The sequence below is a fragment of the Thermus brevis genome (genome assembly GCF_026427635.1).
Taxonomy (GTDB): Bacteria; Deinococcota; Deinococci; order Deinococcales; family Thermaceae; genus Thermus; species Thermus antranikianii.
The window spans coordinates 2,033,745-2,048,587 of the sequence record NZ_CP102606.1 but is presented as its reverse complement, the minus strand read 5'-3'; the positions used below and the strand labels follow the sequence as shown (position 1 = coordinate 2,048,587).

The following is a 14,843-nucleotide window of genomic DNA, read 5'->3' as shown; positions in this document are numbered from 1 at the left end:
ACTGGGGTCATGCGCACCCTGAGCCTGGTGCTGGTCGTGGTGGCCCTCCTGCTCCTCCTCCCCGCCCTCCTGCCCCTTTTGGGCTGGCTCAACTGGGTGGTCCTGCCCCTGGCCCTTCTGGCCGCAGGGCTCGGCCTGCTTTCGGGAGAAGAGCGGGCCTTTAAGCTCGGGCTTCTGCTGATGGTGGTTTCCGCCTTGCGCCTTTTCCTAGGGGGAGGCTTCCTCTAGCCAGGTGCGCAGGATCCTCAGGTTCCAGGCGTCCTCCTCCGGGCTCCTTGGGGTTTCCAAGATGAAGACCCGGCCCCTCAGCCGGGGGTCGAGGAGCACGCCCTTAAGCCCTTCCCCGATCTGGCCCTGGAGGAGGTGGGCGTGGTGGTCGATGCGGCTAGCCAAGCCCCCCACGGAGTCGTTCAGGTGGACCACAGGCACCCGCTCGAGCCCCACGAGGCGGTCCAGCTCGCTCAAAACTCCCTTTGGATCCCCCTTCACGTCGTACCCGGCGGCATAGGCGTGGCAGGTGTCCAGGCAGACCCCCAAGGGCGTGTCCTCTATGAGCCAGGTCAGCTCCTCAAAGCGAGCCCCCACCTTTTCCCCGCCGCCGGCGGTGTTCTCCACCAGGAGGGTGGGGCGCTCCCTGACCCCGGCCAGGTGCAGGGCCTTCAGGAGGCCTTCCTTGACCCGCTTGGGTTCTCCAGAGCCCGGATGGACCACCACGTACTCCAGGCCCAGTAGGCGAGCTTTCTCTAGGTCGTCCGCCAGGCTCATCACGCTCTTTTCCCAAAGCTCCCCTTCCGCTCCCAGGTTTACCAGGTAGGAGGCATGGATAACCCCGGGAAGCTCCCCGGCCATCTCCCGCAGGGCGCGAAACGTTTCCACCTCGCTTGGGGAGAGGGCTCGGGTTTTCCAGCTTCTCGGGCTTTTGGCGAAGATCTGGAAGGCGGAAAGACCCAGGGCCTGGGCTTCCTCCACGGCCCCGGCCACCCCCTTTTTTCCGGCGATGGAGAGGTGGAAGCCGTAGCGCGCCATGCTACTCCTCCTCCACAACCTCCACCCGTACCCGGGTGGCGGAAAGGGCCCCGATGGTTTTGGCCGCGGCGTAGGAGAGGTCGATGATATACCTTCCTCCAAAGGGCCCCCGGTCGTTGATGCGCACCACCACGCTTTTGCCGTTTTTCAGGTTGGTGACCCGCACCCGGGTGCCGAAGGGCAGGGAGGGATGGGCGGCGGTGAGGGCGTGCATGTCGTAGCGTTCCCCGCTGGCCGTGCGCCTGCCGTGGAAGCCGGGGCCGTACCAGACCGCAAGCCCCTCCTGCAGGAAGCGGGTTTTGGCTGGGGGCTCCTTTTCCGTAAGCCTCAGGACCTGGCCGGGATGGATCAGGTCCGAGGTGAGGCCGTTGAGCTCCTTCAGTTCCCTCACGCTCATACCGTGGGCTTTGGCGATGCGGAAGAGAGTATCCCCCTTCTTTACCGTGTAGGTCTGGGCCAGGGCGCTGGAGAGGAAAAGGGCCAGGATGAGGGTGCGCACCTAAACCTCCTGCCAGCCCCGGGGGAAGCGGGAGAGAAGCTCAATCCCTGTGTCCCGGATGAGGACGAGCTCCTCAATCCGCACCCCGCCTATACCCGGCAGGTAGACCCCGGGTTCCACGGTGACCACCATGCCCGCCTCGAGGGCCTCCTCCGTGTAAGGGGAAAGCCCCGGCCCCTCGTGCACGGCAAGCCCCACCCCGTGCCCCAGGGAGTGGACGAAGTAGCGGTCCAGGTCAAAGCGCTTAAGCTCCTCCCGGGCCAGGGCGTCCATCTCCTTGGTGCTCTTCCCTGGGCCCAGAACTTCTAGAACCCGTTCCAAGGCGGCCAGGGTGGCCTCAAAGGCCCGCTTGAGTTCCCCGTCCACCCTTCCCAAGGCCACGGTGCGGGTCATGTCCGAGTGGTACCCCCCCACCCTGGCCCCCAGGTCCAGGGTAACGAGCTCCCCCGCCTCGAGGGCTTTTTCCGAGGCCCTGGCGTGGGGCAAGGCTCCCCGCACCCCCGAGGCCACGATGGGGGGGAAGGCCACCTCGGCCCCCCGCCGTTTCAGGAAGAACTCTATTTCCAAGGCGACATCCCGTTCCAACACCCCTGGCTTGAGCAGGGTAAGGGCGTGGGCCAGGGCTTCCTCCGCCAGGGCCTGGGCCTTGCGGATCCTTTCCACTTCCTCCGGTGTCTTTTTGAGCCGGAGACGCTCGATAACCCCCTTGGTGGGCACCCACTCCGCGGGGGCAAGCTCCCGCAGGCGTTCCAGGGCGGCGTAGGGGAGGTGTTCCGCCTCAAAGCCCACCCGGCCTTTCAAGCCCTTGAAGACCTCCTCTTTTTCCTCCCGCTTCAGCACCTTGGCGGGGATGCGGCTTTCCTGCTCCGCCTCGGGGTAGCGGGGATCCGTGAGGAGGAAGGCTCCTTCGTGGGTAACGAGGACCTGGGCGTCTTCGGGGTGAGGAAAGCCCGATAGGTAGCGCACGTTCTCGGGGCGGGTCACGTAAAGGGCATCCAGCCCTAGGGGCTCGAGGAGGGTCTTCGGGTCCAGCACGGGGCCTACTATACCACCCGTTAACCCTCTTCTAGGTTCACGCCCCGGTAGAGGTCGTCCACGGCCAACTCCAGGGTGGGGCAGGGGAGAGGAAGGCTCTCCCCCGGCCCCAGGCGGAGGTAGGTCCACTTGTTTCCCTCCCGCAGGTAGGCCTCGAGGCTGAGGGCCTTTCGGGCGGGCTGGCCCATGGCTCTATTCTAGCTTGGCCAAGCTGAAGCGCACCCGGCCTTCCTCGTCCTCCAGGAGGGTGGTGTGGCCGGGGAAGAGGCCTTCAGCAAACTCTAAGGCCAGGACCTCCTCGGCGATCCAGCTGCCGTGCCGTTTCAGGGCTTCCAGGTAGGCGCCTTCCGCCTCGTAGCCCACCCGGATGCGGTCGGAAACCTTGAGGCCCATCTCCTTGCGGGTCTGTTGCAGGTGGCGGATTAGGTCCCGGGCCAGGCCCTCAAGCCTCAGCTCCTCCGTGACCCGCACCTCCAGGGCGGCCACGTATCCCTCCTTTTCCAGGGCCTGGTACCCCTCGGGGGCCTGGGCCTCGAGGAGCACTTCCTCCGGCTCCAGGACCACCTCCTGGTCCTCCAAACGCAGGGGCACCCTTTCCCCCTTCAGGACCAGGCTAGCCACCCTCGAGGCCTCCCTTTCCAGGGCCTCGCGGATTTTGGGAAGGAGCTTGCCGTACTTCTTGCCGAGGAGCTTCAGGTTGGGCAGGACCCGGTAGCGGAGCACCTCTTCCCCTAGTTCCAAGACCCGCACTTCCTTCACGTTGAGCTCCTCGGCGATCTCGGGGGCGAAGTGCCTCAGGCCCTCCCGCTCGAGGGCGGTGGGAGCGGTGATGAGGAGAAGGGGAAGGGGGATGCGGGTCTTGATCCCGCTTCTAGCCCGGGCGGAGCGGGCCAGGTCCACCACCTTGAGCACCGCCCGCATCTTGGCCACCAGCTCCTCGTCCACCAGATGGGGGTCCACCTCGGGCCAGTCGGAAAGGTGCACGGAAAGGGGGGCCTCGGGGCTTACCAAGCGCACCAGGTTCTGCCAAAGCACCTCGGCCAGGAAGGGGGTGAAGGGGGCGGAGAGCTGGCTGATGGTGACCAGGGCCTGGTACAAGGTGGCGTAGGCGGACTCCCGGTCCAGGGGATCCTCGTTTTTCCAGTAGCGCCTGCGGCCCCGGCGCACGTACCACTGGGAGAGGTCCTCCACCACGAAGTCCCGCAGGGCCCGGCTGCTTTGGGTGGGGTCGTAGGCCTCGAGGGCCTCCGTCACCCTTTGAATCAGATCCTGGAGCCGGGCAAGAAGCCAGCGGTCCAGCTCGGGCCGCTTCTCCACGGGAGGCGGGTTCTTAAGGTCCGGCCGGTCCAGGTTGGCGTAGGTGACGAAGAAGCTATACACATTCCAGAGGGTGAGGAAGTAGTCCCGCACCGTTTCCCGCACCAGGTTGGGTCCGAAGCGGCGGTCCGCCTCCGGGGGAGCGGAGATGTAGATGTACCACCTGAGGGCATCCGCCCCAAACTCCCGGATGATGTCCCAGGGGTCCACCACGTTCCCCTTGGACTTGCTCATCTTCTGGCCCTTTTCGTCCAGGATGAGGCCGTGGCAGATGACGTTTTTGAAGGCGATGGAGCCGAAGAGCATCACCCCAAGCTGGTGCAGAGAGTTGAACCAGCCCCGGGTCTGGTCGATGCCTTCCGCAATGAAGTCCGCGGGGAAGGCCTCCTTGAACTCCTCCCCGTTCTCGAAGGGGTAGTGCAAGGAGGCAAAGGGCATGGCCCCGGAGTCGTACCAGACGTCGATCACGTAGGGAACCCGGCGCATGGTGCCCCCGCAGGTGCATCGGAGCTCCACCCCGTCCACGTAGGGACGATGAGGATCGAAGGGTTCGGGAAGGGGTTGAATGGCCCTTTCCTTCAGCTCCTGGAAGCTGCCGATGGCCTCTTCCTTTCCACAAGAGCCGCAGACCCAGATGGGAAGGGGCGTGCCCCAGTAGCGGTTGCGGCTTAGGGCCCAGTCCACCAGGTTCCGGAGCCACTCCCCGTAGCGTCCCTCCTTGATGTGGGGCGGGACCCAGTTGATCTCCTGGTTTTTACGGATGAGTTCCTCTTTGAAGAGGGTGTTTTTGATGAACCAGGTTTCCGTGGCGTAGTACATGAGGGGGGTGGAGCACCGCCAGCAGTGGGGGTAGCTGTGGAGGTAGCTTGCCTCCCTGAAAAGAAGCCCCCGGGAGCGGAGGTCTTTCAGGATGGCCCGGTTGGCCTCGCGGAAGAAGAGGCCCTTAAAGGGCTCCACCAGGAGTTTCCCTTCCTCGTCCACCGTCTTGAGGAGGGGAAGGCCGTAGGCCCTGGCCGTGTCCAGGTCCTCGGCCCCGAAGGCGGGGGCCTGGTGGACGATGCCCGTGCCGTCCTCCCGGCTCACGTACTCGGCCAGGACCACGAAGTACCCCTTCTCCAGGGCCTGGGGGTAGGGGGGGTCGTAGGCCAGGCCCTCCAGTTCCTTCCCGGAAAAGGTCCTTAGAATGGGGGTTTCCTCGCCGAGGAGCCTGCGGCCCAGGGTCTCCTCGAGGATCACCGCCTCCTCCCCCACGGCAAAGGCCCCATAGGTGTACTCGGGGTGCACCGCCGCGGCCACGTTCCCGGGCAGGGTCCAGGGGGTGGTGGTCCAGATGAGGAGGCTAGCCTTTTCCAGGCCCAGCCTCCCCGGTTCCTTAAGGGGAAGGCGCACGTAGACCGAGGGATCGGTGATCTCCTTGTACCCCAGGGAAAGCTCGTGGGAGGAAAGAGGCGTGCCGCACCGTGGGCAGTAGGGCACCACCTTGTGGTCCCGGTAGAGGAGCCCCCGGTCGAAGAGGTTCTTCAGGCTCCACCAGATGCTTTCCACATAGGTGGGGTGCAGGGTGGCGTAGGCGTTCTTGAGATCCACCCAGTAGGCGATGCGCTCGGTGAAGGCCTCCCACTCCTTCTCGTAGGTGAACACCGACTCCCGGCAGGCCTGGTTGAAGCGCTCGATGCCGTAGGCCTCGATCTCCCGTTTGCTCTTTAGCCCCAGCTTCTTCTCCACCTCCAGTTCCACCGGCAGGCCGTGGGTGTCCCAGCCGGCTCGGCGGGGCACGTAGTAGCCCCGCATGGTCTTGTACCGGGGGAAAAGGTCCTTGTAGCTTCGGGCCTGGGCATGGCCCACGTGGGGCATGCCGTTGGCGGTGGGGGGGCCTTCGTAAATGGTGTAGCGGGGCCCGCCTTTACGGTTTTCCACGCTTTTCTCAAAGATCCTCTCCCGCTTCCAAAACTCCAGAACCTCCTCTTCCAGCCTGGGAAAGTTGGGTTCACCGACCTCCTTGAACATACGCTCCTCCCTAAAGAAACGCCCGCGCCCTTGGGGCGCGGACGAAAGCGCAAGGGCTTCCGCGGTACCACCGCGCTTCCTGGAGATAGCCTCCAGGCCCTCATTTCCGCGCGATCACGGGCGCACCCGGCGGGCATTACTCGAGGCCCTTAGCCCCTTTCCTCCCGCGGCTCCGGGGTGATCTTCCCGCCTTTCCTCACCACCGGGCTTCCACCCTCCCCGGCTCGCTCTAGGCTATTGGAAAGGGGTACTCTCCCCATCCTCGCCTTTACAGCTCATGCCCCCTGGGGTAAAATCCCCCGTTGGCGGCTAAGCCCATGCTAGCAGCCCACCCCTTCCTTGACAACGCCTGGGCTGGGTCTGCTAGAATCGAGCTAAGCCGGTCCACTTCCCGACAAAAGGAGTGCTCATGGAGCTGTACCTGGATACCGCCAACTTGGAGGAGATACGGGAGATCGCTGCCTGGGGGGTGCTCTCCGGGGTTACCACCAACCCCACTTTGGTGGCTAAGGAGTATGCGGGCCGAGGAGCAAAGCTGACCGAGGAGGTTTTGTTCGCCCACCTACGGACCATATGCGAGGTAGCGAAGGGACCTGTGTCGGCGGAGGTGACCGCGCTGGAGGCAGGGGCCATGGTGGAGGAGGGCCTACGGCTTGCCGCCATCCATCCCCACATCGTGGTCAAGCTGCCCACCACCGAGGAGGGCCTGAAGGCCTGCAAGCGCCTTTCCACCCAGGGGGTGAAGGTGAACATGACCTTGATCTTTTCCGCCAACCAGGCCCTTCTGGCGGCCCGGGCGGGGGCGGCCTATGTCTCCCCCTTCCTGGGCCGGGTGGACGATATCTCCTGGGATGGGGGAGAGCTTTTGCGGGAGATCGTGGAGCTAATCCAGGTCCAGAACCTGCCGGTCAAGGTCATCGCCGCTTCCATCCGCCATCCCCGCCATGTGACGGAGGCCGCCCTTCTTGGGGCGGACATCGCCACCATGCCCTATACGGTCTTCAAGCAGCTTCTTAAGCATCCTTTGACGGACATAGGCCTTAGACGCTTTATGGAGGACTGGGAGAAGGTCAAGCCATGAGGAGAAAAGCAGATACCCAACAAGAAGCACCCCTCACCTATCAGGAGCTTTCGGCCAAGATCCTTCCGGAGCTCCACCTGCTGGCCCAGGAAGCGGGGATCGAGAACTACAAGCGCATGAAGAAGGACCAGCTCATCATGGCCCTCCTGGAGCGGCAGACCCAAGGGGAGGGCCTGCAGCTGGTCAAGGGTTACCTGGAGATCAGCCCGGATGGGTACGGGTTCATCACCGAGAACCTGTACAACCTGGAATCCAGGGTGGCCATCGTCTCTGCAGGACTCATCCGGCAGTATGCCTTAAGGAGCGGGGACTATATCGTGGGCCGGGTGCGGCCTCCACGGGAGAACGAGCGCTATGGAACCCTCCTCAAGGTGGAGGCGGTGAACGACCTGGATCCCGAGGCCGCCAAGAACCGGCCTCGCTTTGACGAGCTCATCCCCCAGTTCCCCGACCGGCAGATCAAGCTGGAGACCACCCCCGATGAGCTTTCCACCCGGGTGATCGACCTGCTGGCCCCCATCGGCCGGGGGCAACGGGGGCTCATCGTGGCCCCACCCAAGGCGGGCAAGACAACCCTCCTCAAGAAGATCGCCAATGCGGTCCTGAAGAATGAACCCGACATCAAGGTGATCGTTTTGCTCATAGACGAGCGCCCCGAGGAGGTCACGGACTTCCGGGAAAGCGTCCAGGGAGCTGAGGTTATCGCCAGCACCTTTGACGAACCTCCCCAGAACCACATCCGGGTGGCGGAATTCGTCCACGAGAGGGCTAAGCGCATCGTGGAGGAGGGGGGGCACGTGATGATCCTCCTGGACTCCATCACCCGCCTGGCCCGGGCCAACAACCTGGTAACCCCGCCCACGGGCCGTACCCTTTCCGGCGGTTTGGACTCTGCCGCCCTCTACTTCCCCAAGCGCTTCCTGGGAGCGGCCCGCAATATCCGGGGTGGGGGTAGCCTTACCATCCTAGCCACGGCCCTGGTGGAAACGGGAAGCCGCATGGACGACGTGATCTTTGAGGAGTTCAAGGGTACAGGGAACATGGAGCTCCACCTTTCCCGCCGCCTCGAGGAGCGGCGCATCTTCCCGGCCATAGACATTCTGAAGTCCGGGACCCGTCGGGAGGAGCTCCTCTTGGGCGAGGAGGTGGTGCACAAGATGTGGCTTCTGCGCAAGGTCCTGGCAGACATGGACCCGGCGGAGGCCATGGAGATGCTTCTTGCCCGTTTGGGGCGCACCAAGAACAACAAGGAGTTTTTGGCGTCCTTGGCCGCCCGTTAGGCGGGATTTTCCCTTGGGGGGCGGAAAGCCCGCCCCCCAAGGCCTTGTGCCCCTTGCGTTTTCCCCGCTTGGTCCTGGTATAATCCCCGCGAGGTTTGGGCGGGGTTTTTGTTGGGAGGTGAGCGTTGCGGGGAATATGGTGGGGAAATTTATGCCTATTGGTTTCCTCTTTGGCCTTTGCTAAGCTCCCTATTCTTAGCCCCCTTCCCCTTCCCGAGAACACGGTGGAGGTGGGCCAGGCGGCTAGAAAGGGGTGGGTGCTCTACGAGGTGAAGCCCGGGGATACCCTGGTCGAGATTGCCGCTCGTTACGGGGTGGATCCCAGGCACATCATGTGGTCCAGCAACCTGCAAAGCGACCGCTTGCAGGTGGGGCAAAGGCTTCTTATTCCCTTGGTGGCCGTGGAGGACCGCTCTCCCCGGGTACCCCCAGGGGTGGAGGTGTACCGCGTGCGCCCTGGGGATACCCTTCAGGGGGTGGCGAGCCGTTATGGCATAAGCGTCCTGGACCTGGTTTCCGCCAACCCTTCCTTAGAAAGCTTGGACCGGCTGGTGGCGGGGAGCGTTCTTTACATTCCAAAAAGGGCCAGGGGCTTGGTGGTATCCCTGCCCGAGGGGGAGACCTTGGTGGACCTGTCGGCCCGTTTTGGCCTCTCCCCGGTGGCGGTGGCCCGGGCCAACGGGGTGAAGGATCCCTTGGATTTGAAGCCAGGGGACCTAGTCCTCCTGCCCGGCATTCAGGCCAAAACCACGTACCAGCGCCTTTTGGCCAAACAGGAGGCGGAGCGCCAGGCCCGCCTCGAGGCGGAGCGGCGTCGCCAGGAGGAGCTGAGGCGCCTGGCGGAGGAACGCAGGAGGCAGCAGGCCCTGGCCCAGCAACGTACCCGGCAGGTGCAGCAGGCCCAGACCCAGCGGCCCCAGGTGCGGCGGGTGAGCTACCAGGAAGGGGCCATGCGTTGGCCCCTTTCCGACTTTCGTATCACCACCTACTTCGGCCAGCGGGGAGCTTTCCAGCGCTTCCACACGGGGATCGACCTGGCTGCTCCTTACGGCACCCCCATCGTGGCCGCCAAGGCGGGCCAGGTGGAGGTGGCGGGTTGGAGCTCGGTGGGGTACGGCTTCCACGTGGTGCTGGATCATGGTGGAGGGGTGGAAACCCTTTACGCCCACATGTCCCGCATCGCCGTGCGGGCGGGCCAGTGGGTGGAAGCCGGGCAGGTGATCGGATACGTGGGTTCCACCGGCTGGTCCACCGGGCCCCACCTGCACTTTGAGGTGCGGGTGGGCGGGGTGGCCCGCAACCCCTTGGCCTATCTGCCCTAGGTGGGCCTTAGCGCCGTGGGGGCCTTTGGGCCCCCGGATTCTTTTGGCTTGACCCGCCGGGCGGTAAGCTGGAGGATGGAGGACGGGATGGAGAAGGGTACCTTCCAGATCAAGACCGGCTTTGCCGAGATGTTCAAGGGCGGGGTGATCATGGACGTGACCACCCCCGAGCAGGCGGTGATCGCCGAGGAGGCGGGGGCGGTGGCGGTGATGGCCCTGGAGCGGGTTCCCGCCGACATCCGGGCCCAGGGGGGCGTGGCCCGCATGTCCGACCCCAAGGTCATCAAGGAGATCATGGCCGCGGTGTCCATTCCCGTGATGGCCAAGGTGCGGATCGGGCACTTCGTGGAGGCCATGATCCTCGAGGCCATCGGGGTGGACTTCATCGACGAGTCCGAGGTCCTCACCCCCGCCGACGAGGAGCACCACATCGACAAATGGAAGTTCAAGGTGCCCTTCGTCAACGGGGCCCGGGACCTGGGGGAGGCCCTGAGGCGCATCGCCGAAGGGGCGGCCATGATCCGCACCAAAGGGGAGGCGGGCACGGGCAACGTGGTGGAGGCGGTGCGCCACGCCCGCACCATGTGGAAGCAGATCCGCTACGTTCAGTCCCTCCGGGAGGACGAACTCGTGGCCTACGCCAAGGAGATCGGGGCCCCCTTGGAGCTGGTGAGGTGGGTCCACGACCACGGCCGCCTTCCCGTGGTGAACTTCGCCGCCGGGGGCATCGCCACCCCGGCCGATGCCGCCTTGATGATGCACCTGGGCATGGATGGGGTCTTCGTGGGAAGCGGCATCTTCAAGTCCGGTGACCCCAAGAAGCGGGCCAGGGCCATCGTGCGGGCGGTGACCCACTACAACGATCCCGAGGTGCTGGCTGAGGTTTCCGAGGACCTGGGTGAGCCCATGGTGGGCATCAACCTGGACCAGCTTAAGGAAGAGGAGCGCCTGGCCAAGCGAGGCTGGTAAGGGAAGCCTAGGGGAAGGCCATGGCTCGGGCGGTCTGTGGGGTTTACGAGATCCACCCCGAGCGGGTGGAGAAAGCCCGCACGGCATTGCCCGAGGAGGCGGTGCTGGGGGAAGCCGCCCTCCTCCTCAAGGCTTTGGCCGACCCCACCCGGATGCGCCTTCTTCTGGCGTTGAAGGCGGCGGGAGAGCTTTGCGTGTGCGATCTGGCTCTCCTCGCTGGGGTTTCGGTTTCCGCGGTGAGCCACCAGCTCAGGCTTCTGCGCCAGGCCCGGCTGGTGGCCTTTCGCCGGGAGGGAAAGCAGGTCTATTACCGCCTGGCGGACCACCACGTGGAGAGGCTGCTGGAAGGAGCCCTGGAGCACGCGTTGGAGAACACTTGAACAAATACTCAAGTGATGCTACCCTGGGGGCATGGAGGCTCCCAGGGTCCGCGTGTTCCGGGTGGAGGGTCTGGACTGCGCCGACTGTGCCTTAAAGGTGGAGAAAGCCCTTTCCGGGGTACCTGGGGTGGTGCAGGCCCAGGTCAGCTTTGCCAGCGGTAAGGCGTATCTGCACCTCGAGGTTCCCGGGGCGGAGAAAGAGGCGGAAAAGGTGGTTTCCGCCTTGGGCTACCGTTTGAAGCCTGAAGGGGACACGAGCAGGGGTGTTTTGGGACCCTGGCGCTGGGCCTTGGCTTCCGGAGGGCTTCTCCTGGCGGCCTTTTTGGCCTCTTTGTTCCTCCCCAGACTAGCCCCTTGGGGCTATGGGCTGGCGGCCTTGGTGGGGGTTTTCCCCCTGGCTCGTCGTGGGGTGGCTACGTTCCGGCAAAACCCCTTCAGCATGCAAACCCTGGTTACGCTGGCTACCCTGGGAGCTTTGCTTATCGGGGCGGAGGCCGAGGCGGCGGTGGTGGTCTTCCTCTTCCTCGTGGGGGAGGTGCTGGAGGCTTATAGCGTGGCCCAGGCCCGCAGGTCCCTTTACGCCCTTTCCGAGCTTCTTCCCAGGCGGACCTACCGCCTAACGGATGGAAGGGTGGAGGAGGTGCCCCTTAAGGCCTTGAGGGTGGGGGACCTGGTGCGGGTGCCCCCGGGGGAGCGGGTACCGGCCGACGGGGTGGTGGTGTCTGGGCAGGCTTCCTTGGAGGAGGCCGCCTTCACCGGGGAGCCCTTGCCTAGGCCCAAGGGGATAGGGGACCCGGTTTACGGGGGCAGCCTGGTGCAGGAGGGGAGCTTGGTGGTAAAGGTGGAGCGCCTTCCCGAGGAGGGCTTCCTGGCGGAGATGGAACGCCTGGCGGAGGAGGCCCTTCTCAAGAAGAGCCAGGCGGAGCGGGTGGTGGATGCCTTTAGCCGTCGCTACACCCCGGCGGTCCTAGCCCTGGCAGGCTTCGTGGCCCTGGTCCTTCCCCTCTTCCAGGGGGATTTCCTGGGGCATGTCTACAAGGCCTTGGCCCTTCTCCTCATCGCCTGTCCCTGCGCCCTGGTGGTGTCGGTGCCTGCGGCCATCGCCGCAGGGGTGGCCCGGGGGGCCAGGGCGGGGGTGCTCTTTAAGAGCGGGGCGGCCCTGGAGCGCTTGGCTGGGGTTCGCTACGTGGCTTTGGACAAGACGGGAACCCTGACCCTGGGAAAGCCCACACTGGTGCGGGTGGTTACCTTTGGGGTCTCGGCGGAGGAGGCCTTGGCCCTGGCGAAGGGGGTGGCGGAGGGTTCCTCCCATCCCTTAGCCCGGGCGGTGCGGGAGGCTTCGGGCCCCAAGGCCTTGCCCTCGGAGGAGCATTGGGCGGTGCCGGGCCTTGGGGCCTTCGCCCGGGTGGAGGGGAAGGAGGTGGGTTTGGTGCGGCCCGAGGCCTGGGACCTACTCCCCGGGGTGCAAGCCCAGGTGAGGGCCTTAGCCGAGGAGGGCTTCAGCCTTTCCCTCCTGGTTAGGGAAGGGGTTCCCCTGGCCCTCTTGGCCTTCCAGGATACCCCTCGCCTTGAGGCCCGGGAAGCTTTGGCCGGACTGCGCCAACTGGGTCTTAAGCCTCTCTTGCTCACCGGGGACCGGGAGACCTCTGCTTTGGCTTTGGCCATGGCCATAGGGCTTTTCCCTGGGGAAATCCGGGCCGGCCTTTCTCCCGTGGACAAGCTTCGCCTGGTGGAGGAGATGGAAGGTAGGGGTGGCGTGGCCATGGTGGGGGATGGGGTGAACGACGCCCCAGCCCTGGCCAGGGCCACGGTGGGGCTTGCCGTGGCCGAGGGCACGGAGGCTGCCCTGCAGAGCGCGGACGTGGGGCTTCTGAGCCTTGCCGCCTTGCCCCGGGCCTTCCGGCTAAGCCGCCTGACCCTGGGCGTGGTCCGCCAGAACGTGGCCTTGGCGGTGGGGCTCAAGGGGCTTTTCCTCCTCACCACCCTCATGGGTTACACGGGGCTTTGGGCCGCAGTGCTGGTGGACAATGGAGCACTCGTGTTGGTGACGGTCAACAGTCTGCGCCTTTTGTGGCGCCGGGTATAGTAATCCCATGCCCGTGCGCAGGTATCCCAGGCTACTAGAGCAGTTTCTTGAAAGTGAGGCCAAAGGAGGGCTGGTCCTCTTCTTGGCGGCTCTTCTGGCATTTATACTGGCCAACACTCCGGCGGCCACGGTCTATTTTGGGCTACGAGAAGTTCTGGTGGGTGTTCGTTTTGGCGAGTTTTCATTGGAAAAGCCGCTGCTTCTTTGGGTCAACGACCTCCTCATGGCGTTTTTCTTCCTACTGGTGGGACTGGAGCTTAAGCGTGAACTTGTTTCTGGCGAGCTTAAGAATCCCAGAAGGGCTGGGCTAGCCTTGGCAGGGGCGGTAGGGGGAATGATCCTGCCGGCCTTTTTGTACCTGGCAATCAATCCCAGCCTGCCCGAGGCTCGTGGTTGGGGAGTACCCATGGCCACGGACATCGCCTTTGCCTTGGGGGTTTTGGCTCTGGTACCTCGGGTGCCTCTGGGACTTAAGCTCTTTCTCACTGCCTTAGCCATAGTAGATGACCTGGGGGCGGTTTTGGTGATTGCCCTCTTCTACACCGGGGGCTTAGAATCCCTTCCCTTGATCCTGGCGGCCCTGGTCCTGGGTTTTGCTCTTCTGCTCAATCGCCTAGGGGTGTGGCATCTTTGGCCCTACATGCTTCTGGGGTTACTTCTGTGGTATTTTGTCCTCCAGTCAGGTCTTCATGCTACCTTGGCCGGGGTGCTTTTGGCTTTGGCTGTCCCTCTGCGGCGGGCTAGGACTTTCCAGGGGGCTACCTCTGCCCAGGACCCCGAGGAGCTGGAGGGGGAGTTGGAAGGCCTCGAGGAGCAGGTGGAGGAAGCGCAAAGCCCCTTGCACCGTCTGGAACACACCCTTCACCCTTGGGTAGCCTTTGGGGTGTTGCCGGTTTTTGCGTTTTTTAATGCTGGGGTTGCCTTGCAGGGGCTGGGGTTTGGTTCCGTGGCCTGGGGAATAAGCTTGGGGTTTCTCTTGGGGAAACCTTTGGGAATCCTCTTCGCTTCCTGGCTAGCGTTGCGGTTGGGTTTGGGCGCCTTGCCCGAAGGGGTGAACCTAAAGTCCATTGTGGGTGTGGGCTTTCTGGCGGGCATTGGCTTTACCATGGCCCTTTTCATTGCTGGCTTGGCCTTTGAAGGGGGGATGCTGGACCAAGCCAAGGTGGGGGTGCTCTCCGCTTCTCTAGTGGCCGGGTTAGTGGGTGTTCTTTTGGTGCGAGCTTCCCTTGACAGGTCCGAAGCCTAGGTCCAGGATGAGGGGCGTGGTCGGCGTCCTAGCCCTACAAGGGGATTTCCGCGAGCACAAGGAGGCGCTTAAGCGTCTGGGGATAGAGGCAAAGGAGGTGCGGAAGAAGGAGCACCTGGAGGGGCTCAAGGCCCTCATCGTGCCTGGCGGGGAGTCCACCACCATCGGCAAGCTGGCCCGGGAATACGGAATCGAGGACGAGGTGCGCAGGCGGGTGGAAGAGGGTTCCCTGGCCCTCTTCGGCACCTGCGCCGGGGCCATCTGGTTGGCCAAGGAGATCGTGGGCTACCCCGAGCAACCCCGTTTGGGGGTGTTGGAGGCATGGGTGGAACGCAACGCCTTTGGCAGGCAGGTGGAAAGCTTTGAGGAGGACCTCGAGGTCCGGGGTTTGGGTCCCTTCCACGGGGTCTTCATTAGAGCCCCAGCCTTCCGCAAATTGGGGGAAGGAGTGGAGGTGCTGGCGGAGCTGAATGGTCTTCCCGTCCTGGTGCGCCAGGGCAAGATCCTTGCCAGTGCCTTTCACCCTGAGCTCACCCAGGACCCCAGGCTTCACCGGTACTTCCTGGAGCTGGCAGGAGTGTAAAGGGTAGGCTCC

14 protein-coding genes and 1 other annotated feature are annotated in these 14,843 nt (G+C 64.4%); of the genes, 9 read left to right on the top strand and 5 right to left on the bottom strand.

All coding sequences use genetic code 11. The features are described from left to right. Positions 1-9: 9 nt before the first annotated feature. Entirely contained in the window at positions 10-228 is a 219-nt protein-coding gene (locus KQ693_RS11070) for a hypothetical protein (protein ID WP_267261306.1), read from the top strand. Here KQ693_RS11070 and nfo read toward each other — a convergent pair. The 5 genes from nfo to ileS are packed head-to-tail and all read right to left on the bottom strand — an operon-like array spanning position 208 to position 5,884. Next, positions 208-1,026, bottom strand: coding sequence for an endonuclease IV (gene nfo, locus KQ693_RS11065; protein ID WP_267261305.1), 819 nt, complete (start codon positions 1,024-1,026; stop codon positions 208-210). The genes KQ693_RS11070 and nfo overlap by 21 nt on opposite strands. Position 1,027: 1 nt before the next feature. Further along, the gene (locus KQ693_RS11060) at positions 1,028-1,525 is read right to left on the bottom strand and encodes a septal ring lytic transglycosylase RlpA family protein (protein ID WP_267261304.1); all 498 of its coding nucleotides are present in this window, start codon (positions 1,523-1,525) and stop codon (positions 1,028-1,030) included. Continuing rightward, the gene (locus KQ693_RS11055; protein WP_267262382.1) at positions 1,526-2,557 is read right to left on the bottom strand and encodes a M24 family metallopeptidase; all 1,032 of its coding nucleotides are present in this window, start codon (positions 2,555-2,557) and stop codon (positions 1,526-1,528) included. Positions 2,558-2,580: 23 nt separating this feature from the next. Continuing rightward, complete coding sequence (locus tag KQ693_RS11050) at positions 2,581-2,748, bottom strand: hypothetical protein (RefSeq protein WP_267261303.1); 168 nt, start codon at positions 2,746-2,748, stop codon at positions 2,581-2,583. Between the two features lie 4 nt (positions 2,749-2,752). After that, positions 2,753-5,884, bottom strand: a complete 3,132-nt coding sequence (ileS, locus tag KQ693_RS11045; protein WP_267261302.1) for an isoleucine--tRNA ligase — start codon at positions 5,882-5,884, stop codon at positions 2,753-2,755. Between the two features lie 34 nt (positions 5,885-5,918). Next, positions 5,919-6,156: a binding site (T-box leader), on the bottom strand. A gap of 137 nt (positions 6,157-6,293) precedes the next feature. Between ileS and fsa the strand changes: the two genes are divergently transcribed. The 8 genes from fsa (at position 6,294) to pdxT (ending at position 14,831) form a co-directional block, all read left to right on the top strand. Beyond that, entirely contained in the window at positions 6,294-6,965 is a 672-nt protein-coding gene (fsa, locus tag KQ693_RS11040; protein WP_267261301.1) for a fructose-6-phosphate aldolase, read from the top strand. Beyond that, positions 6,962-8,245, top strand: a complete 1,284-nt coding sequence (rho, locus tag KQ693_RS11035) for a transcription termination factor Rho (RefSeq protein WP_015717442.1) — start codon at positions 6,962-6,964, stop codon at positions 8,243-8,245. The genes fsa and rho overlap by 4 nt, the downstream gene beginning before the upstream one ends. Before the next feature lie 125 nt (positions 8,246-8,370). Continuing rightward, positions 8,371-9,567 (top strand): LysM peptidoglycan-binding domain-containing M23 family metallopeptidase, encoded by a 1,197-nt coding sequence (locus tag KQ693_RS11030; RefSeq protein WP_267261300.1) that lies wholly within the window; start codon positions 8,371-8,373, stop codon positions 9,565-9,567. A gap of 87 nt (positions 9,568-9,654) precedes the next feature. Then, positions 9,655-10,536, top strand: coding sequence for a pyridoxal 5'-phosphate synthase lyase subunit PdxS (pdxS, locus tag KQ693_RS11025; RefSeq protein ID WP_219758527.1), 882 nt, complete (start codon positions 9,655-9,657; stop codon positions 10,534-10,536). Positions 10,537-10,556: 20 nt separating this feature from the next. After that, positions 10,557-10,916 carry an ArsR/SmtB family transcription factor gene (locus tag KQ693_RS11020; RefSeq protein WP_219758526.1) on the top strand — a complete coding sequence of 120 codons (360 nt, stop codon included), beginning with the start codon at positions 10,557-10,559 and terminating at the stop codon, positions 10,914-10,916. Between the two features lie 31 nt (positions 10,917-10,947). Continuing rightward, positions 10,948-13,002, top strand: a complete 2,055-nt coding sequence (locus KQ693_RS11015; protein WP_267261299.1) for a heavy metal translocating P-type ATPase — start codon at positions 10,948-10,950, stop codon at positions 13,000-13,002. A gap of 7 nt (positions 13,003-13,009) precedes the next feature. Further along, a complete protein-coding gene (gene nhaA, locus KQ693_RS11010; protein ID WP_267261298.1) occupies positions 13,010-14,248 on the top strand; it encodes a Na+/H+ antiporter NhaA in 1,239 nt (412 codons plus the stop codon). Between the two features lie 7 nt (positions 14,249-14,255). Then, positions 14,256-14,831, top strand: coding sequence for a pyridoxal 5'-phosphate synthase glutaminase subunit PdxT (pdxT, locus tag KQ693_RS11005; protein WP_267261297.1), 576 nt, complete (start codon positions 14,256-14,258; stop codon positions 14,829-14,831). Positions 14,832-14,843: the final 12 nt, after the last annotated feature.